19 protein-coding genes and 3 pseudogenes are annotated in these 17,995 nt (G+C 46.6%); 16 read left to right on the forward strand and 6 right to left on the reverse strand.

The genetic code is table 11. The features are described 5' to 3' along the window. Positions 1–328 precede the first annotated feature (328 nt). On the reverse strand, positions 329–1,198 hold the full coding sequence (locus KWG61_RS02900; protein WP_242743677.1) for a transposase: 870 nt from the start codon (positions 1,196–1,198) through the stop codon (positions 329–331). Next, positions 1,195–1,407 carry a hypothetical protein gene (locus tag KWG61_RS02905; RefSeq protein WP_242744878.1) on the reverse strand — a complete coding sequence of 71 codons (213 nt, stop codon included), beginning with the start codon at positions 1,405–1,407 and terminating at the stop codon, positions 1,195–1,197. Before KWG61_RS02905 ends, KWG61_RS02900 begins: the two co-directional genes overlap by 4 nt. Positions 1,408–1,826: 419 nt before the next feature. On the opposite strand from KWG61_RS02905, the gene KWG61_RS02910 reads away from it, so the two are divergent. From KWG61_RS02910 to KWG61_RS02920, 3 genes are all read left to right on the forward strand, one after another. Further along, positions 1,827–2,168 (forward strand): co-chaperone YbbN, encoded by a 342-nt coding sequence (locus KWG61_RS02910; RefSeq protein WP_230268519.1) that lies wholly within the window; start codon positions 1,827–1,829, stop codon positions 2,166–2,168. Positions 2,169–2,364: 196 nt separating this feature from the next. Further along, complete coding sequence (locus KWG61_RS02915) at positions 2,365–3,828, forward strand: aldehyde dehydrogenase family protein (protein ID WP_256460762.1); 1,464 nt, start codon at positions 2,365–2,367, stop codon at positions 3,826–3,828. 113 nt (positions 3,829–3,941) lie between these two features. Then, on the forward strand, positions 3,942–4,349 hold the full coding sequence (locus KWG61_RS02920) for a co-chaperone YbbN (RefSeq protein ID WP_242744879.1): 408 nt from the start codon (positions 3,942–3,944) through the stop codon (positions 4,347–4,349). A 298-nt stretch (positions 4,350–4,647) separates the two neighbouring features. On the opposite strand, the gene KWG61_RS02925 is transcribed toward KWG61_RS02920, so the two are convergent. The 4 genes and pseudogenes from KWG61_RS02925 to KWG61_RS02940 form a co-directional block, all read right to left on the reverse strand. Continuing rightward, complete coding sequence (locus KWG61_RS02925) at positions 4,648–5,988, reverse strand: IS66 family transposase (protein WP_367614319.1); 1,341 nt, start codon at positions 5,986–5,988, stop codon at positions 4,648–4,650. A 415-nt stretch (positions 5,989–6,403) separates the two neighbouring features. Beyond that, the gene (tnpB, locus tag KWG61_RS02930) at positions 6,404–6,685 is read right to left on the reverse strand and encodes an IS66 family insertion sequence element accessory protein TnpB (RefSeq protein ID WP_242744880.1); all 282 of its coding nucleotides are present in this window, start codon (positions 6,683–6,685) and stop codon (positions 6,404–6,406) included. Position 6,686: 1 nt separating this feature from the next. Next, a complete protein-coding gene (locus KWG61_RS02935; protein WP_230268117.1) occupies positions 6,687–6,908 on the reverse strand; it encodes a hypothetical protein in 222 nt (73 codons plus the stop codon). 165 nt (positions 6,909–7,073) lie between these two features. Next, a pseudogene (locus KWG61_RS02940) lies at positions 7,074–8,540 on the reverse strand (IS1182 family transposase); the annotation flags it as partial. A gap of 662 nt (positions 8,541–9,202) precedes the next feature. Between KWG61_RS02940 and KWG61_RS02945 the strand changes: the two are divergent. From KWG61_RS02945 to KWG61_RS03000, 13 genes and pseudogenes are all read left to right on the forward strand, one after another. Then, a complete protein-coding gene (locus tag KWG61_RS02945; RefSeq protein WP_242744881.1) occupies positions 9,203–9,643 on the forward strand; it encodes a helix-hairpin-helix domain-containing protein in 441 nt (146 codons plus the stop codon). A gap of 643 nt (positions 9,644–10,286) precedes the next feature. Further along, positions 10,287–10,774, forward strand: a pseudogene (locus KWG61_RS16990) (hypothetical protein); the annotation flags it as partial. 804 nt (positions 10,775–11,578) lie between these two features. Continuing rightward, positions 11,579–12,114: pseudogene (locus tag KWG61_RS02955) on the forward strand (recombinase family protein). A gap of 420 nt (positions 12,115–12,534) precedes the next feature. Further along, positions 12,535–12,693 carry an SLBB domain-containing protein gene (locus KWG61_RS02960; protein ID WP_230266467.1) on the forward strand — a complete coding sequence of 53 codons (159 nt, stop codon included), beginning with the start codon at positions 12,535–12,537 and terminating at the stop codon, positions 12,691–12,693. Between the two features lie 373 nt (positions 12,694–13,066). Next, positions 13,067–13,447: a hypothetical protein gene (locus tag KWG61_RS02965; RefSeq protein ID WP_242744883.1), complete on the forward strand. Its 381-nt coding sequence runs from the start codon at positions 13,067–13,069 to the stop codon at positions 13,445–13,447. Positions 13,448–13,638: 191 nt separating this feature from the next. After that, the gene (locus KWG61_RS02970; RefSeq protein WP_242744884.1) at positions 13,639–14,436 is read left to right on the forward strand and encodes a hypothetical protein; all 798 of its coding nucleotides are present in this window, start codon (positions 13,639–13,641) and stop codon (positions 14,434–14,436) included. Continuing rightward, positions 14,399–14,809 carry a hypothetical protein gene (locus KWG61_RS02975; RefSeq protein ID WP_242744885.1) on the forward strand — a complete coding sequence of 137 codons (411 nt, stop codon included), beginning with the start codon at positions 14,399–14,401 and terminating at the stop codon, positions 14,807–14,809. The genes KWG61_RS02970 and KWG61_RS02975 overlap by 38 nt, the downstream gene beginning before the upstream one ends. A 17-nt stretch (positions 14,810–14,826) precedes the next feature. Then, positions 14,827–15,318, forward strand: coding sequence for a zinc ribbon domain-containing protein (locus KWG61_RS02980; protein ID WP_230266470.1), 492 nt, complete (start codon positions 14,827–14,829; stop codon positions 15,316–15,318). Positions 15,319–15,320: 2 nt separating this feature from the next. Then, complete coding sequence (locus KWG61_RS02985; RefSeq protein WP_242744886.1) at positions 15,321–15,734, forward strand: hypothetical protein; 414 nt, start codon at positions 15,321–15,323, stop codon at positions 15,732–15,734. Between the two features lie 80 nt (positions 15,735–15,814). After that, complete coding sequence (locus KWG61_RS02990; RefSeq protein ID WP_242744887.1) at positions 15,815–16,909, forward strand: AAA family ATPase; 1,095 nt, start codon at positions 15,815–15,817, stop codon at positions 16,907–16,909. Further along, the gene (locus KWG61_RS16995) at positions 16,855–17,004 is read left to right on the forward strand and encodes an AAA family ATPase (RefSeq protein ID WP_367614247.1); all 150 of its coding nucleotides are present in this window, start codon (positions 16,855–16,857) and stop codon (positions 17,002–17,004) included. Before KWG61_RS02990 ends, KWG61_RS16995 begins: the two co-directional genes overlap by 55 nt. Positions 17,005–17,029: 25 nt before the next feature. Beyond that, positions 17,030–17,314, forward strand: a complete 285-nt coding sequence (locus tag KWG61_RS02995) for a hypothetical protein (RefSeq protein ID WP_242744888.1) — start codon at positions 17,030–17,032, stop codon at positions 17,312–17,314. 353 nt (positions 17,315–17,667) lie between these two features. Further along, positions 17,668–17,811: a hypothetical protein gene (locus KWG61_RS03000; protein ID WP_242744889.1), complete on the forward strand. Its 144-nt coding sequence runs from the start codon at positions 17,668–17,670 to the stop codon at positions 17,809–17,811. The last annotated feature ends 184 nt before the right edge of the window (positions 17,812–17,995 follow it).

The raw sequence follows: 17,995 nt of genomic DNA on the forward strand, positions 1-17,995 counted from the left end.
GAAACACATATACGGATATCCGGAGCACATATACGGAGAAGAAAAACGGAAATCGCATGAATTCTCCGATCTGAAATTTCGATAGAGCCATTGAAAAACCGTCTTGAGCAAAAGCCGGCTTCTCGATCTTTACGAGACGCTACACTGATGCTGGAGGCGGTTTTTATGGCATTGATTCCAATGTCATTAAGTTAAGGAGGGATAAAAATCGTATACCCTGTTCATGAGCGTTGTCATTTCTTATATTTTGCGTCTCAGGCATGACGAAAAGGATGATTTTCTACCTGTTGAAAAAATCATCCTGATGACTTTTCGGTTTTCAAATCTGTCACTTCTTCTTTCTGGTATCAGCTCTTCCTTCTCTGATCGGAGATATCCTGGCCAGAAGAAGATCTTCCAGTGTACTCAAGCTGATTCTGGCTTTTTTGAACAGCCACTGTTGAATCGTTTTGATGATGAATCCGAAATCTGCCTTCTGCTTGTGCTTTTTGGCCTGAGCGATGCGCTTCTGGTGCTGACGAGATCTTTCTACCTTGTTGCGCAAACGGGAACAAAGATTGTAGAGAGTCATTTTGGCATAGATCTCTGCCTGGACCAGATCAAGCTTCCTTGAATGAGTCCATTCAAGATCGGTGTTTCGTTTCAGTCCCCTGAAGCCGACTTCAACCTGCCAGCGCAGACGGTAGATCTGCTTGATGTCCTCGGTCCCAAACTCAGCTTCCGACAGATTGGTGCAGACGGTAATGAATGATTCATTCCCTTCGCAGGCAGCTTTGAACCTCACAACCCTGATATTTAAAGGGAGTTCAGTCGTTTGACCGTCAAATTCAGGCTGCTTCCTGTACGAAGAGATGTACTTATAGACATCCCAATGGTCTTTGACATGCCTGTTGTTTTTACTGGTCAGAATCACATTGAAAGGAATGTCATACTCTTCTGACTCGGGAGTCTTATAGTACTTGAGAATGCTTGTAGATGATGTCTCGTCTTTGATACGTATGACAAAAGGGACATGTTCCTTCTGCAGGCGATAGAAAGACATAAGAGCTTCGTATCCCCGATCAGCGATGAAGATGGCTTTCTGAAATGAAGAACGCTGAGCGAGTTCAAGAAGAGCTGAATCTTCATTCTTCTCAGAGCCGGGTTGAAGCAGCGCGTCAGTAAAGACGGAGTTGAGGGCGTCGAATTCGGCATTCAAATGAACAAAGTGCCTCTTCTTGCCTTTTTAGAAGCGCCATAGGTGATGTCATTGTCCTGTTCAGGAAGAACTTGAATCTCGCTTCCATCTACAGCGAGGAGGCGATAACCCTTGAAGGTTTTAACATCAGAGCTGGAAGTTGCCTTGTTAAACCGATTGAAGACGTTTTTATAAAGTGAAGAGTTGATTTTGGAACGGGCCTGAGACACAGCAGAGGCTGAAACAGATGATCCGCCCTTAAACAGGATCCAGGGAAAGGAAGCAGCGAGGATTCCTCTGTCAGCTGAAACGGAAGAAGGACAAGCTCATGCAGGTCAATCTGCCGCTTACGGGTGAAGGCGGACTGAGAAGTAAAATTGGCAGGGTTCGCCGTTTCTGAGCTGATGATATTGAGGAAGGTGTTTCTGAAGAAAGAACATTCTTTGGCGATAGCAGTCATAGGGAAAACTCCTTTAAGTTCTCCCCATCGGCTGCGAAGCAGCCGCGCGGCGGCAGAAATTTGTCAATAGATTTTTAGAAAAAGTGAAAAACTCGAATCATTCGAGATTTGACTTGAAGAGTAGAAAAAGACCACATCACTGCTTAACGCTGATGTGGTCTGAGAAATCTTAACTTAATGACATTGGCATTGATTCAAATTGAAAGTGAAGCCGAATTTGAAGACGTTCTGTCCAGAGACGGCATGGTTTTGATGGATTTTTACGGATCCTGGTGCGGTCCGTGTCAGATGTTTCATCCGGTTCTGGAAGAAGCGGATCAGCAGTTTTCGGATTCACTGACCATCGCGCAGGTCGACAGCGACCGGTTTGGCGATCTGTGCGATCAGTATGGTGCCGATTCTCTGCCCACACTCATCTTCTTTTATGACAAGAAGCCGGTTTTGAAAGCCAGAGGCTACCGTGATCTCGCCAGCCTTAAAGAGCTGCTGAAGATTGCCCGTAAGAAAGCCGGTCTCGATGTGGTTGAATAGAGCGCATAGCTCTGCGTGCTGTTCTTTTCATATTCCGTATTCCGCGATGCGGATGGGAGAAATTGAAGAGCGCCCTGTCCGCTTTGACATGCACTTTTGAGGACGCTTCGTACAATGGACGATAAACCGTTCAAAAAGACAGGACTTCAGCACACAACCGGCAATCTGCCGGTTTCTTTTTCGGGAATACGATTCATTGTTAAGGATAGATTCCAATACAATACTGTTATTCGCCCGCAGGCATGGCGAGAAAAATGCAAACGAAAAGGAGGCCCACATGGACCAATCAGTAGAACAATCCGTAGAACAGGCGGTAGCCAGCCAGAAGGAACTGTTCAAAAGCGGCACAACGCTGGACTTGCTGTTTCGAGGAAAGCAGCTGAAGCGGCTGTACGACGAAATCCTCCTTCAGCAGAAGAACATCGAACAGGCGCTCTATGCGGATTTGGGGAAATCCGCAGATGAAAGCTGGATGAGCGAAATAGGCCTGGTTCTCGAAGCCATCCGCTATCAGATTCGCCATCTCTGTTCCGCTTCCCGGGTTCATCTCCACACGGTACCGCTTCATCAGATGCCCGCACTCTATGAAACGGTGCGCATTCCATACGGCACGGTCCTGATCATGGCTCCGTGGAACTATCCGTTTTATCTGGCCATGGTACCTCTGGCGGAAGCCATTGCAGCCGGCAACACAGTCGTTCTGAAAACCGGCCATGCGGCTACGGAAACATCCAGAGTCATTGCCGAGATCGTTCAAAATATTTACGATCCGGATTATGTAACCGTCTTTACGCAGGGCTGCGAAGAAATCGAAGCGCTGCTGGAAGAAGATTTTGACTATATCTTCTTTACAGGCGGCAAGAAGCTCGGATCCATGGTCATGGAAGCTGCATCGAAGCATCTCACGCCGCTGACACTTGAACTGGGCGGCAAATCACCGGCTGTTGTCGATGAGAGCGCCAACCTGGCCCTGGCTGCGCGCCGCATCGTCTTCGGAAAATTCCTGAATGCCGGCCAGACGTGTGTGGCTCCCGATTACGTTCTCGTACACGATTCGGTTCTCGAACCGTTCATGGCTGCACTGATGCATGAAATCCGTCGACAGTATCCAAGTCCGGAACGCATCGGCAAGATCATTTCACCGGCGCATTATGAACGCCTGATCGGCTACATTCATCCCGAACAGGTCGCCATCGGCGGCCGTGCGAGGGGAACGACCCTTCAGATTGAGCCGACCGTCCTTCTGGATGTCGACTGGGACGACCCCGTTATGCAGGAAGAGATTTTCGGACCGATTCTTCCCGTGCTGACGTTCACGAATTTCCGTCAGATGATGCAGGAACTCGCGGATAAGCCGACGCCTCTTGCTTTCTATCTGTTTACCCGCAACCGTCTGCAGAAGCAGTACATGAAGTACGTTCAGCCCTTTGGCGGCGGCTGCATCAACGACACCATCATTCAGCTGGCTTCCGACAGCGTGCCGTTTGGCGGCATGGGAGCGAGCGGCATGGGACAGTATCACGGCAAATGGGGCTATGAAACGTTCTCCCATATTAAGAGCGTCGCCGTAAAGCCGGATGTGAAAATTCTCGATCTGCCGCTGCGCTATAACGACCGCAAGCCCTGGATGGCTTCGCTGATTCGAAAAGTGCTTCGCTAGAGCCGGATTCATGCCTTGAAACGTCCTGGAAATGCCCTGAATTCAAGCGGGCAAATGACTCTAATACCGCCTTTTGTCTATTCATAATAAAAAGAACAAGGGAGGTATTTCCGATGATTCAGCAAGTTACAAGTACTGAAGATTTCAGTGACATTATTAACAGCAATCAAAAAGTTCTGATGGAGTTTTACGCCAGCTGGTGCCCCCACTGCAAAGCTTTCTATCCAACGCTCGATGCCGCCAGCAAGCCCCTCAATGAGGAAGGCATCGCCGTTGCCCGGACCGAAATTGATACGTTTGAACAGATCGCTTCGGCTTATGGAATTGAATCCATCCCGACACTGACGTTCTTCGTCAACGGTGAACTCGTTGCCGAATCCGCCGGCAGCCGTGACGAGCAGGGAATTTTGAATTCGTTCGCTCGGCTCTCGCTCAGCAGTAAACCTGCGCCGCAATCGACCAAAAATAAAACGGCCCGCAGCTGGGAGGCTGCTGAAAAAGTCCCGTTTTTTGAAGTATAAAATCCGTGAAATAAAATTAAACCCAGCGAAGTTGCGTCAAAGACGCCCTCGTTGGGTTTTGTGCTTGATATGTGCATGATAATTTTCGAAAAAGCCGTAAGCGTCAAATAGAACCCGTCTAGAAATCGAGCGCAGACTCCTTCACAATTTCCGTGAAGACGTCTGCGCTCTTCTTTATAAAAACTGCTCGACCGACTGCCCAGTGGGCTGCTGGTTGAGCAGTTTGAAGGCTTTTGTCTGCGAAAAGCGTTTGGCCACGAGAAAAGGCCAGAATTTCTTCTGGCTTTTTCGGATCTCTCTAATTTTCTTCCCTTTCCACATACAGATCAGCCGGCAGCGTTTTCGAATATGGAAGCAGCCCCTCAACGATATGGTCCTGGAGTCCCTGTGTGGATAAAACATCCAGAACATAGACCAGATACTTTCTTGGATCCAGGCCGTTGAGAATAGCGCTCTGCAGGATCGTGAAGCAGATGGCTGTGGCTTTGGCTCCTCTGAACGTATTGGAAAACAGGAAGTTCTTTCTGGCCATTACGAATGGCTTCACCATTCGCTCGCACGCATTGTCATCGATTGGAGTTGCTCTGTCTTCTAAGAAAGCAGCTAATTCTTTTCGATTTTTGACGAAGTATTCTGCAGCTTTCTTCAATTCTGACTTTGGGGCTGCGCCATCGTAGATTTTCCACATCAGGGCTTCGAGGGCTTCGAACACGGGACGGCTTTCCTTATCTCTGCGGATCTGAATCTGCTCAGGGGTTTCGTGCAGATTTTTGGCTGTCCGTTCGATTTTATAAAGCTTCTGGAACAGAGCGAGGGCTTTCAGGGTCAGGCTCAGGCCCAGGTTCTCTTCCTCCTCCAGAAACTTCGTTTTCTCTTCATCACTCAGTTTCAGATACGCTTTGTAATCCCTGCGTGTTTTGAGGTGATCCGTGAGCTTGCGTCTGGCATGCGCCATACAGAAGGCAAGCGTGGCGTCCTTATATATCCTGTGTACATCCGCTGCGTCACAGATGATTGTTCCGGAATAGTCCGGAGAAAGGAAATCCGCAAACGCCTGCTTATCTTTGCGCTCGGTGGCGTGATAAACGACCAGCTGGTGATTTTCCGCCCAGCTGGTACGGGTAACAATAATGGTCCCCATCTTGTTGCCCCCGCTTTTCGAGCTTTCTAATACGCGTAAAGGCGTCTCATCCATATGAATGTGTCCGCTGTGTTTCAGATCTTTTACCATGCGGTTGTATATCGACTCCAGATACTGTTCCGAAGTTTCTATTCCCCAGTTGCTCATTGTCTGTCTGGTCAGATAGAGCCCCTGCCTGTTGACATCCTGCTCCTGACGGTAGAACGGAAGGCCAAGCACGACTTTGTCGGAAATGATTTTCCCTGTCAGAGAAGGGGAAGCATAACTTCCTGGAAACAGCTTGGATGTTTCTGGCTTAGCCTGGAAAATATGTGTCTCTCCGTTTTCGTCTTCATACAAATAAACAGGGTAAATATCGCGCTGTACATACCACTGTGCAGGAACGTGAACGATCTGGTCATAAACAACAGACTTAAGCTGGACACATTTATCTTTAACCGCTTCAAACTCTGGACCGGTCGGTTCGATGGTATTGGTGATCTTAGGAAGATCATTGATATTGTCGTGAAGAGTTTTCTTTTGCCCTTTTGAGTCTGAACGATTTCCTCATCCTCCTGTTCTTGAGAAAGATTCTCAAGGACAGACGCTGCTTTAGAATTGGCATCAAGATGCCCTTCAGGAAGGTTCTCAAACAGAGAAGGCATTCCCTCCGAAGAAGTCCCAAACCGCTCATTCCTGCTCTTGATTCTCTTGATGAAGTTGTAATTGAACATCTCGGAAATCTGAGCGGTTATTTTGAGAAGTTCTTCTTTGGAAGCATCTTTGAACATCTCTAAAACATCTTCTTGTTTCACTCCATCCGGGCTTTGAATAAGACGGAGCAGGCTGGAGAAATCATTTTTCATGCCTTAACTATATCATATAATTCCATCTATATCAATTAATATTGAATGTTATAAAATTAATATTATTCTTATTTAGTATAAGCAGATTGTATCGAAAGGATATGCAGAATCGTCAGATCAGAGGAACAGGGAGTCGTTTTCTTGTAGACCTTTCCCGTATCCATGTTCAGACCGTCCAGCAGCCAGTTCAGCTGCTGGGATGTGATCGACACGATCCCATCTCCTGTAATTCTCCAGTCGAAATGTCCGGAGTTGAGAACCTTGTAGAACAGCCAGGTTCCCGTTCCGTCATAGTACAGGCACTTGATGCGGCCCTTTGAGCGATTGGTGAAGCTGAATTTTGATTCCATCTTATTTTTCCTCCTGAATGACGACTTTGAAGAACGCCAGATCTGAAAGCTCTGGCGCCTTTTTCTGTTCAAGCTTTTCTACCGATTCGACGCAATGAACCATGCGTCGAAAACGGGTATAGTCCAGATCTCGAGTCCGACAGAACTGTTTCATAGTCAGTTCGGGATGAAGATAGAAATCTTCGAGAAGTGTTTCCCACTTCATAAGGGTTTCGAGTTGCATAAAAACCTCCGATTCAGAATAATTTTCCGAGATCGGAGGGGTGGCGCTAGACGGGTTCTATTTGACGCTTACAAAAAGCCGGTAATGGGGAGAGATATCCCCATTATTCGGTGGATAAGTCCGTTTTTCCGAATTTTGGGCGCACTTATCCCAGGGATTTTCCGAAAGCTTAAAAATTCGCTGGATGTTTGACAGAAAGATCGTAACGGCCGCCTGCAGTTTCATTGAATTCAGCCCGCCTCCGCTCGCCTTACCGTATCCATAGTTCTGTTTAAGCTCGGCATTTTTCGCTTCGATTTTATAACGCTCATGCATCAGTTCCTGGTATTCTTTTGTCTCCATGAACGCCATCTGCTCAAGGTGAATATCGCTTTTGATTTTGACGGAGTAGCTTTTTGATTTTGCTCCTTCTTTGTAGCACCCTTCTTTGAGCGGACAGTGTTTACAGCGCTCTACATCGAAGTAATATGTTTCAACCTGCGTATTCGATCCATTCTTGGCTTTTTCTGACCTCCCGCGCTTTACGGATTGCCTGATGTCCAGCTGGGCAAACGTACATTCCGGCATCTTTGTTGAATTCGAATTTGTTTTCTTCTCTGCGTGTTCCATGAGTCACCGTGGCATTGAGCCTGGCAGCGAGTTTAATTCCGTTCTCTTGGGTGAATTCGAGGTTGTCTTTTTCTGCATAAGCACCGTCTCCGACGACCGCTTCGACTTCAATTCCATTCTCACGACTTTTTGCGATGAGTTCTTCCAGCTGTTTTCCATCGTGTTTTTCTCCGGAAGTGATCGCCGCTGCAGTGATGATTCTTTCGGGTGTCATAGCCAAATGGCTTTTGAAGCCGAAGAAGGAGGAGTCCGCAGTTTTATGTCCAACTCTGGCATCCTGTTCCTTCGAGTACTCAAGCTCAACGGAAATTTCGTCCATCGCTTCTTGAAGGTAATGAATTCTTTCGGCGACAGCCGGCACCTGAGCCAGCTGCGGATTGTTCTGAATAGCCTGAATCACCTCTTCGCAATAGGAAACGGCGTCTTCAACCAGTCCGAATTTGCCTTCTTCTTCGAAGGCATCTGTTCTGTCAGGGAAGAATCAAAAGAATAAGCTGTTTTTCGCACAGCCTTGCAGCGTTTGAGAAGCTCTTCTCTGGGAGAGATATGTCTAAAACGAGAGTTTGAATGCGTTGAATCTACAATGATTCCATTTTTCGCGCTCATAACCCCTTTTTCCAGTGCCAGATCGACCGATCTTTTGATGAGGTCATCAAGAACAAGGTCCTGTGGGAGACGAGTAGAGCGAAATTTGGAAAGAAGAGAGGGATCGATAATCTTCGTCTCTTCAGGATCCAGACCAAGAAAGAACTTCATTTCGAGGTCGAAGGTTGCCTTATGGATCAAATCACGATCGGAGAGCAAGTGAGCGGCTTTAAGAAGCAAAAGCTTAAGCATAAATTCAGGATCGACCGCCGTTCTTCCATAATCCTGTGTATAGTTCTCGCCAACGATGTCCCGAATAAAGGAAAAATCGACATTTTCCTTAAGCATTCGCCAGAAGTTCGTTTTGGGAATCAAAATGTCGTAAAGATCAAGGTAAGGGCTGTAGCTAAGAGTCAGAGTATTCGAGTTATTCAGCATAAACTTCACCATCCTATAAATACTATATAATAATATATAATAAAATTAATTCTAAATATTAATAAATTCTATCATCGGTGCGGATACTCCAGGCAAATAAAAATTCCGACATACAATTTACTTATGTATGCCGGAATTTAAAGAGACTTTTTCAGCAGCCTCGCAGCTGGCCATTTTTTGCACCTCCAGAACGCAGGACCAATATAAAATCGGATTTATCTTCTCTTACGAGCGGCAGATCCGGTTTTTGTTTAGCACAGAAAACCCAAATGGGTGCGGCGGCCTGAGGGGACCAAAAAGGACAGAGTGTTCGAAAAAGAGGCAATTGAAAAGGCTGCACGCCATTTGGATCGTCTGCCCAAAAGGCAGAGGCATGATCCTGGAGGGGAAAGAATGAAAATGACTCCGGTGCTTAAGGACCTGTGTAAATCTTCCATCCGGGTATGGGCCAGATACAAAAATTCAACAGATTTGAGCCATCTCTTTCTTCGTCAGTATCTGAAAAAGACTGGGTAAGGAAAAGCAAAATGCCCAAAGATTCCAGTGCATGCTTATGACGGCAAACCGATGCATCCGTTTTGAAAAAGAGATGGATCGTATAAATGGACATGGGAAGACTGTATAAAAACATTGGATTTTTTCTGTTTGCCGGACTGCTTGGGATGGCATTGGTTGGACGGAATACGCCCGTCTTTCTCTCACGCCAAAAACCGGAAACCATAGAAGTCCAGATTGAAGGCGAAGTGCTCCATCCGGGTCTGTATTCGATCCCAAACGGATCTTCAATCCAGGATCTGATCGCGGTCGCCGGCGGTCTGAAAGACAGTGCGGATCCAGACGACTGGCCGCTTGGACGGGAAGTGCGTTCTCAGGAAGTGATTTTCATACGGGCGAAAACGGAATCCGGCCAGCCTGATCGAATCAGCATCAATACCGCCGATCAAAACGAGCTCATGGAACTGCCGGGCATTGGAGAAGCAAGCGCCAGCCGGATTCTCGCCTATCGTGAACTGCATCCTTTCACCTGCGTCGAAGAGCTGATGAACGTTCCGGGTATCGGTCAGAAAAAGTATGAAAAGCTTCGCGATCGGATTCGTCTGTAACAGAAGCGGAAAAAGGTCGAAAACAGGAACACGGGGCTCGAAGTTCGGAAAAATCAGGGGCTTTCTGAGGGGAATTTCAGGACGCAAACCAAGTGAAATCGCTTAACTCGAAACACAAAAAGCGGAAAAGGGGACAAGAGTCCGTATGTCTATACATACCTTGCCTGCATAATCAGGAGCCAGCTCTAATCATGCTATCGTGGAGATATGCATTACTTGACAAAGGAGGAGAAACAGCATGAACAAACTGTTGTCATCTTTGGCGGTCCTGTCGCTTGACATGGGCAGCCTCATGGCCCCTGTTTACGCGGCTGAGGATTCGCCTCAGGCCGTTCGCCGTACTCCGGCTAAAGAAGAAGATGCAGATAATGACTTTGAGCTTCTCAACGAAGGTGATAAGTACCTTCGTACTGGAGACAAGCTGAAGCTGGAGTTCACGAAGACGTATTACAAGGGTGTTCCAGTAGAGTATGACGTTACCTGGGTAAATCGTCCGGGCGTGATTGAGGTCGATGCAGACGGTGTGCTGCACGTCGAGAAGGCTGGTAACTACTATATGTACTATGGACTGGAATATTCGAAGGAAACCTGTGAACGGTTTAAAAATGATGGGCTGCCAGCACTTGTGGATATGAACTTTTTCATGAACTTTGTGGTATCGGACGATCCGTTTGTTTTCCGCCTGTATAACCCGAATTCAGGCGAGCATTTTTACACTTCCGATAAGAAAGAACGCCAGTTTCTGATTGATCAGGGCTGGCAAGGCGAAGGCTATGGCTGGCTGGGATCGGACACGTCCAGACAGCCGGTCTATCGTCTCTATGATCCAAATGCCGGCGATCATCATTTCACAATGGATAAAAAGAATACGATGCGCTTGGCAAACTTGGCTGGACCCAGGAAGGAACCGCCTGGTACTGCTCACCTGAGACAGATACGCCAGTCTACCGGCAGTACAACCCGAACGCACAAGCTGGGCGTCATAACCTCACCTCTAACACGAAGGAAAAAGAGTATCTGATTTCTGTTGGCTGGAAGGACGAAGGCATCGTCTGGTATACACCGGTTATTGCCTACTCGGACATAGATCTGGACTGGCTTGAAGAGACTCCGCCTATGGCGCATAACTAACCAAAATAAACAAACAGCCAATTGAAAAAATTCCGAAGCGCCGGATTTACTGGCGTACTTCCATTCCGTCTGGCAAAAGCCAGTCCTGGGATCTTTCTGATTTTCATGGGGATTTACCTTGAAGAAAACCAGAATCGGTCCGTACAGGACTGTTTTTTCATGTGGTAAAACTCACGTCCTCACTTGTCCCGTAACTTAATAGAATGAATAGCTCGTATCCTCCTCATTTTATGGTTAGAGATGGATCCTTCTGCACCAACTCGCTTGCGGGACTAGAAGTGTTTCTTGCTGCGTTTGAAAAGGAACTGACGAGATGGTCGGTTTGCGCAGACAGTCTTCTGCAGCTTCGAATAATGTAATACTGCTGATCTTTTCCGCGAAGCCGGCCAGTGCCATCCAAACGGTCATCACGATTTCATAAGTATTCAGTAACAGTATAGCCAGTGGTTTACGTTACTACCTGTCAGGTAAATCGGACTTCCTGATTCTTGTTTCTGGATTGGTTGTGAACCTTGGTAAGGCTTATCCTACCCAGACTTGCTACTAAATATAAAAACTGACGATCAGTTCGTCAGAAGACGGTGCAGAAAATTATGGGGCAGCTGATTCTGGTTTTGCTCTGAGAGTTATGGTCCCTCTCAGGGACTTTGGAGGACCACTTTGCGATCTGACGGAACTTTCTGGAGACCGGATTCATAAGACACCTTATTTCTCGCTCAGGATGGGATTATCCATGCTGAGGTGATGAATATGAATTATGCCTATCTTCGCGTTTCCACAAAGGATCAGTGTGAAGACCGACAGATGGATGCACTAACGGGTATGGACATCGATCGAGTATTTCTCGATAAAGCCTCCTGTAAAAACTTCGAAAGACCCGAATACCAGAAACTTCTTAGCGTACTGAAGCCAGGGATTTGCTGGTCATCCACAGTATTGACCGGCTCGGCCGGAACTTTGAAGAAATACTGGAGCAGTGGCGGCTGCTGACCAGGGAATATCACGTTCATATCTTTGTGATCACAATGCCGCTTCTGGATACCCGAAAAGAGAACGATCTGATTGGATCGCTCATCAGCAATCTGGTTCTCCAGCTGCTCTCCTTCGTGGCAGAAACGGAACGAAACGCCATCAAAGAACGGCAGAAAGAAGGAATTGCCGCCGCCAAAGCCAGAGGAAAAGCCTTTGGGTGGCCAAGAAAGCCGATTCCGCAGAACTTTGAATACGTGGTATGTCAGTGGGAAAAGAAAGAATTATCCCTGAATGAAGCTCTGGAGCAGTCGGGAATGAAAAAACAACCTTCTACAGAAGGTATCGAGAATATAAAAACGGTTCCATAAGGTAGACCTTTTGGAACCGCTTTTCTTTCAATAATTATATCCGCCTCGATTTTCGGGACAATATCGGCCTCGAAAATTACCAATTCACTCCCAAATCGCAATCGTAATGTGCAACTGCCATTACCTTATTCTGGAAAAAGAAGAAAGTTCAAAAGTCTAAGTTATGACACGTTTTTTATTTTGCTATCTGATCTTTTTTAACGGATTTCTTGTTTTCTAAGGGTAGTGCGAAGGAACTTATCTATGAAGGAAACAGCCTTTAATCGAGGGTAGAGCCATTACCTGAAAGTTGAAAAGAAAGAGAACGAAATTGAAGGACAGAGACTTGTATATCGGGATATGAAATGACTGAAGAAAATGTGAGGAGCGCTGTGTCTTTGCACCCTGCTGCTTTTGTCGTCTTCGGGAGGACTTTTTCCCATGCGGTTAGAAAAGCAGGCGCCCGATACGATTCAGGCAGAAATCAAAGTCAAAGCCGCCCGCCCGGATGTGTACACGATAAAAAATGGTGCGACGATCCAGGATCTGATTGTGGCCGCCGGCGGGGAAACCGAAGGCGTCGATCTTTCGCGCATTTAAGGAAATTGAAATGTCTGGAATACCGTCTGAGACTCGCCTGACTAGTTTAGAACGAGAATTTGGAAGATGGATTTCATCGATCTCCATGCCTGTTAAAAAACAAAACCATAGTAGATTATCTTGATTGAAGAATGAAACGCAACGATTTTGATGGAAGGACTAAACGCAATGAAGAAGGACCCAAAAGCGGCGTTTACATGTTCAATTCATTAAAAATCCAGCAATCTCTTTCAAAATAAAAAATATTATGAAATTCATTATGAATGGTAATAAGTTAAATATATTCGAACCGCTTTCAAACCTGTGTTGAATCGGTTGTACTTTGGCTTGCAAGGGTTACTAAGGCAGGCGCGTTTCAAAGGGAGAGGAAATAATGGCTGACAGAATCATTCAGACTGCAGATCTTTCCACCATTGGAAAGAATTTAGAGGTTCTTAGTGACGGGATTCGCGTCGTTCATGAAGATGTAGTGACGACGAACAAACACGTTATGAACGTCGATTCAAACGTACGCGTGGTATACGACGAAGTAGAGAAACTAAAGGGAGAATTTCTCAAGTACGTAGATGCTCAGCTGAAGGCGAATCGCCTGCAGCAGGCAAGAACTACGATCATTTCCATTCGTCAGGAACTGGAAAAGAATACGGACATTACGATGAAGTTCGGCGCAGCTGTATCGGAATTTTACAGGCGACCGACCTTGATCTGGTCCGAAAAGGAACAATTTCTACAATTTCTGAAAATTTACTGGTAGAGGCGCCCCGCTACTGGCTGGCACCGTGTCTGGTTGCCTTAGCCGCCTGGATTTCGGATGACAAACCCCTGGCGGATAGAGCGGTTAAGGAAGCGATTCACCGAGATGATGAGAAAACTTCACTGTTTTTCTCGCTTGTAACGCGCAGAGCTGACCGCAAACAGGCGACGCTCCAGTGGGTAAGCCGATTCATGGAAAATCAGGATTCTGAAAACCTGAATCGTAATGCGGTTATTATTCTGGATGCTTATGCGAGCGGGCTTCTTGGGCAGGATACAAAAGGTCTGGTTACAGCGCAAATGGAAAAGTGGCTGAATCACCTGAAGGATAAACCTGGATTTGTCGAAACACAGCGTAAGAACTGGGCATCCGCAATTTTGCTGAAGAAAAAGAAATATGCGGGAAAGGGATATACGTATCTGCCTGCCTGTTCTTCCACCTGGCCTCAGCTTAGCGATGTGATGGCTGGCGCCATACTGAACACAACGATTTATAACTATTTTGACAGCATTTATAAAAAGCAATCATCAACGGAATCTCTCAAGGAACAGCTGGATCAGATTCTGGAAACTCTGGTTACCGAGTTCGATGAAGAAGAACTGCCCTGGAGAAAGAAGGAAAAGTTTGAACAGCTGATTATCGATAATGGCGGGGACGAAAAACTCGCTCAGAAGAAAATGAAGATCGAGGAAACGGCCTTCGAGGAGAAGAAGGATTTCACTCAGCTGCTGACCGATTCGGCAATGAAGCCGGAAATTTCCCATGCGTCCCCTTCCACCCAGAAGTTCGCTATTTCGCTGTCTAAAGAATGGATTCTTGAAGGATATCAGGATGTTGTGGCAGGAAATCGAGCGAACGTTCCTGATGAGATCAATTTATCGGTCGATGGATATTCCTGCTCAACAAGAGACGGGGAGAATGAAAACGAATTGATCGAGGGCTTAAAAAAATATGGAAACGGTCAGAGCGGAACAGCTTGCCCAGTATGAACTTACAGCTGGGGATACCGTGGCTTTTTACGGCGGGATCGCCATTGCAGTAATTGGCCTGATCATGCTCGTATCCGGAAGCATGCTGTTCGGTCTGATCGCAGTCATTGCTGGATGCATTCTGGTCGTAAAGCATATCAGCAAAAAGAATGCTGTCGAAAAAGGCAGAGAAGCAGTTAATCAGCAAATTAATGAGCGTATTGAAAAGGGAACACAGGCTTTACGTGCCCTCTGCGCTGAAGTGGTAGATTTCCGTGCTGAATTTGCCAAAGAGGATGCAGTGAGTGCTCAGGTTCTGGATTTCCTGGAGGCGATCACTCCAAGCGAATACGTAAAGAATCTTACCGAGAACGGAAAATCGGTATTAGTCTAGGAGGATCAGTAATTTATATGCCGAATAATAGCGTAAATATCTGTCCATTCTGCGGAGCTTCGGTAAACGCGGATTGTATTTTCTGTACACAATGCGGACATCGACTGACGGAAAATCCTCAGAATGACCAGACAGAGCCGTCCGTAACCGGCGAGGAAGTTCTGGACGCTTTCCCGCAGGTTACATTCGAATCCTTACCAGATCTTCAGGAAACGGAAAATCCTTTCCCGGAAGATACCTCCAGCAGTGCTCAGGCGAAGCCGGCAGAAGAAATTGAAGAACCTGCTGCCTTTGAAGAAGACGCTGCTGTACTTGAATTTGATAATTTCTTTACCGAAAGTCCAAAGCAGGAATCCGCTCCTCAAAAGCCTGTGGGCGAGGCATCGAATCTTGCCCTGCAATCGATGCTGGATAGCATGGAAAAACAGTCCGCGCTGGCTAAAGGCCTTCCAGACTGGGATATTGAGCCGCCTCATTTGATGATCAATCGCAAGAAAAGGGATAAGTAAGGATGAAAGCGCCGGCTACATATTATGAATGGGTACCTGTCTTTGAAGAACTGAAGCGATGCTCTCGCAATGCAGAGATTATCGATATTCTTCATAGAGGGACCCTGTCCTGGCAAAGCGGAGTTGCTCAGCGTTTTTCCGAGAAACTGGTAGAAGCTGTAAATTATCGGCTCAATGCTGCCAATGACACGTTTTCTCGAAACATGGCCCATGCTTCGGATGAACGAGCCATAATCCAGTCCTTACATACTTTACGTAAAGAGATTGAATTTCTTTATCAGGCCGTGAACATTCCAGCGGTGCCGGAAAACTATCGAATTCAGTACATGGATATGATTAAAAACAGGCAGATACGTTCCAGAGTTCGCTGGAAAAATCCGCAAAAAGCGACAGGACCGGAAAGTTGGGATACCTGATTCGAAATAATAAAGTGAACCATTTTAAAGCTTGAAAGGAAGTAAGAATCATATGAGCGCCCTACAGGAAGCAAAAAAGCATGCTTCAATACGCGACGGCTCGCATACCGCTGGTAACTATTCATTCCATAGAAATTGCCAGAGTTTTAAACATGCTTGGAGAAGTCAGTGAAGAGAAAGAAATTCCTTATTTTGTTCATACGTCTACAAAAGGGGTTTATGACTTAAAAACCAAAAAGTCAGCGACTGACGATAAGTCTCTTTATTCTGCTTTGGAATTTATTACTGAACAAATGTCAAGACGCTCAAATTTAACCATAGTATTCACCGAGCTCCCGGATCTGAGTACAGAGAATTCGGATTCAAGGGCGTTTCTGGCTCTGGTCAATTTAGCTAATGAAACGGGCGGTCAGATTATCCTGCTGACGACCAACACGCTCTGGAATACTTTGCAGCGTCAGGGAATGCTCATTGACGTGGCCCTTCCTGACGAAGAAGAAATGTATGAAATTATCAACCGGGTTTTGAACGACTACAGGAGCTCGATTTTCGTCGAATGGGATGACAGCGACGTGAAAGAAGCAGCAATGGCCCTGGCTGGCGTTTCGCAGGTCGAAGCAGAAAATGTTCTGGTTTCGCTGATCGCAAAACGAGAAGTTCTGAAATCCGATCTTGTGGAAATCCGGTATGCAAAAGACAAGCTTTTCTCCGATATTTCTGGTTTGGAAAAAATCGTAGTCGATCCATCGGTAAAAAATGTCGGCGGTCTGGCTGGTCTGCAAAAATGGCTGGATGAAAAGAAGAGCCTCATGACTCCGGAAAAGAGGGAGTTCTTACGGGCGATGGGACTTCAGCCGCCTAGAGGAATTCTTCTGGTCGGAGTACCCGGATGCGGAAAATCACTGTCCGCAAAATCGATTTCCGCAAACTGGGAATTGCCTTTATACCGGCTCGATTTTGCGACTGTGCAGGGAAGCTATGTCGGCCAGACCGAACAGCAGTTAAAAGATGCGCTGACAACCGCAGAAAACGTAGCGCCGTGCATTTTGTGGATCGATGAAATCGAAAAGGATTATCCGGTGCAACAGGCCCGTCTGGAGACGGCGGGGTTTCCACGCGTATGGTCGGACAGTTTTTGTTCTGGCTTCAGGAATGCAAGAAACCAGTATTTGTAGTAGCCACAGCCAATGACGTCAGTATGCTCCCCAGTGAACTTCTGCGCCGGGGCCGATTTGACGAGCTTTTTTGTGGATCTTCCTACGGCAGATGAGCGGCGTGATATCCTGACGCTTTACATGAGAAAGTACTTGAGAGTGAACTTTACCGGAAAATTTGCTGACCAGATTGTGGATATCACCGATGGATTTACAGGAGCCGATCTGGAATCCACAGTTCGAGATCTCGCTTATCGCAAACTCGCAAATTCCGAGTTCCGTCTGGATGCGAAAAATATCGTAGAAGCTTTTGAAAATGTAGTTCCGCTTTCTCAGACCAGTCCGGAAAAAATTGAAGCTATACGAAACTGGGGAAAAGAAAAGCGGTTCCTGCATCCGGAAAACCAATCGGCGACTCTGTACTGAGCGAGAAAAAGGCGAGCGCCGCCGTAAAGTGCTGATCTAAGTGCTTATTTTCTGACGGAAAAGACAGGAAACGCTTTTACCCGGATCGATCCATGGAGCTGCTGCGATCGGGCTGAATTTGTAAGCCTTCCTGGACAGCCGATGCAAAGTCATGCAGAAGCAGAGAATGCAATTGAAGAGAGTGCAATAAAAGGTGAATGGAGGAGAGTTGCTGTGCCAATTCCAATGCTGAAGAAGCCGCAGGAGCAGGCGAAAACAACCTTATCTGCCTCGAAACCGAAGAGCAGAACAAAAACACAGTTTGACATGGCCCAGCGGGAAAGACTGCTGCGAAAAAGCGCTCCAGTGAATATATGAATTTGATTCACAAACTGGACGCCGGCGGACATGTTCATAACCGTCATCAGTTAGAAGAAATTCTGAACCAGATCAATGCCGAACTTCCGGATATTGAGCTGGAAGGCTCATGCTGGGCATTGTCAGCAAGTGCTATTTAGGGGTTCCTTATGAAGTCCATTCTCTCGACTATGCGGGAGGAATTATCACCCACTACAAAAGAAATGAGCCTCTTCCAAATGGAATGGAAAAAGCCAGGTCGCTGGCTATGCGGGGGCTACCAATTCATCGAAGTCTATACCGATAAGATGTGCTGCGTGGACGCCTCTGGCAGAGTTTCGATTG

Source organism: Allobaculum sp. Allo2 (assembly GCF_022701175.1).
Taxonomy (GTDB): domain Bacteria; phylum Bacillota_I; class Bacilli_A; order Erysipelotrichales; family Erysipelotrichaceae; genus Allobaculum; species Allobaculum fili.

Coding starts and splice junctions, on each gene's coding strand:
- KWG61_RS02920 (WP_242744879.1), top strand. CDS start 3,942: ATGATTCAGCAAGTTACAAGTACTGAAGATTTCAGTGACATTATTAAC.
- tnpB (WP_242744880.1), bottom strand. CDS start 6,685: ATGGAATCAAAATTCAGCTTCACCAATCGCTCAAAGGGCCGCATCAAG.
- KWG61_RS02935 (WP_230268117.1), bottom strand. CDS start 6,908: ATGCAACTCGAAACCCTTATGAAGTGGGAAACACTTCTCGAAGATTTC.
- KWG61_RS02945 (WP_242744881.1), top strand. CDS start 9,203: ATGGCATTGGTTGGACGGAATACGCCCGTCTTTCTCTCACGCCAAAAA.
- KWG61_RS02960 (WP_230266467.1), top strand. CDS start 12,535: ATGCGGTTAGAAAAGCAGGCGCCCGATACGATTCAGGCAGAAATCAAA.
- KWG61_RS02965 (WP_242744883.1), top strand. CDS start 13,067: ATGGCTGACAGAATCATTCAGACTGCAGATCTTTCCACCATTGGAAAG.
- KWG61_RS02970 (WP_242744884.1), top strand. CDS start 13,639: ATGGAAAATCAGGATTCTGAAAACCTGAATCGTAATGCGGTTATTATT.
- KWG61_RS02975 (WP_242744885.1), top strand. CDS start 14,399: ATGGAAACGGTCAGAGCGGAACAGCTTGCCCAGTATGAACTTACAGCT.
- KWG61_RS02980 (WP_230266470.1), top strand. CDS start 14,827: ATGCCGAATAATAGCGTAAATATCTGTCCATTCTGCGGAGCTTCGGTA.
- KWG61_RS02985 (WP_242744886.1), top strand. CDS start 15,321: ATGAAAGCGCCGGCTACATATTATGAATGGGTACCTGTCTTTGAAGAA.
- KWG61_RS02990 (WP_242744887.1), top strand. CDS start 15,815: ATGCTTCAATACGCGACGGCTCGCATACCGCTGGTAACTATTCATTCC.
- KWG61_RS16995 (WP_367614247.1), top strand. CDS start 16,855: ATGGTCGGACAGTTTTTGTTCTGGCTTCAGGAATGCAAGAAACCAGTA.
- KWG61_RS02995 (WP_242744888.1), top strand. CDS start 17,030: ATGAGAAAGTACTTGAGAGTGAACTTTACCGGAAAATTTGCTGACCAG.
- KWG61_RS03000 (WP_242744889.1), top strand. CDS start 17,668: ATGAATTTGATTCACAAACTGGACGCCGGCGGACATGTTCATAACCGT.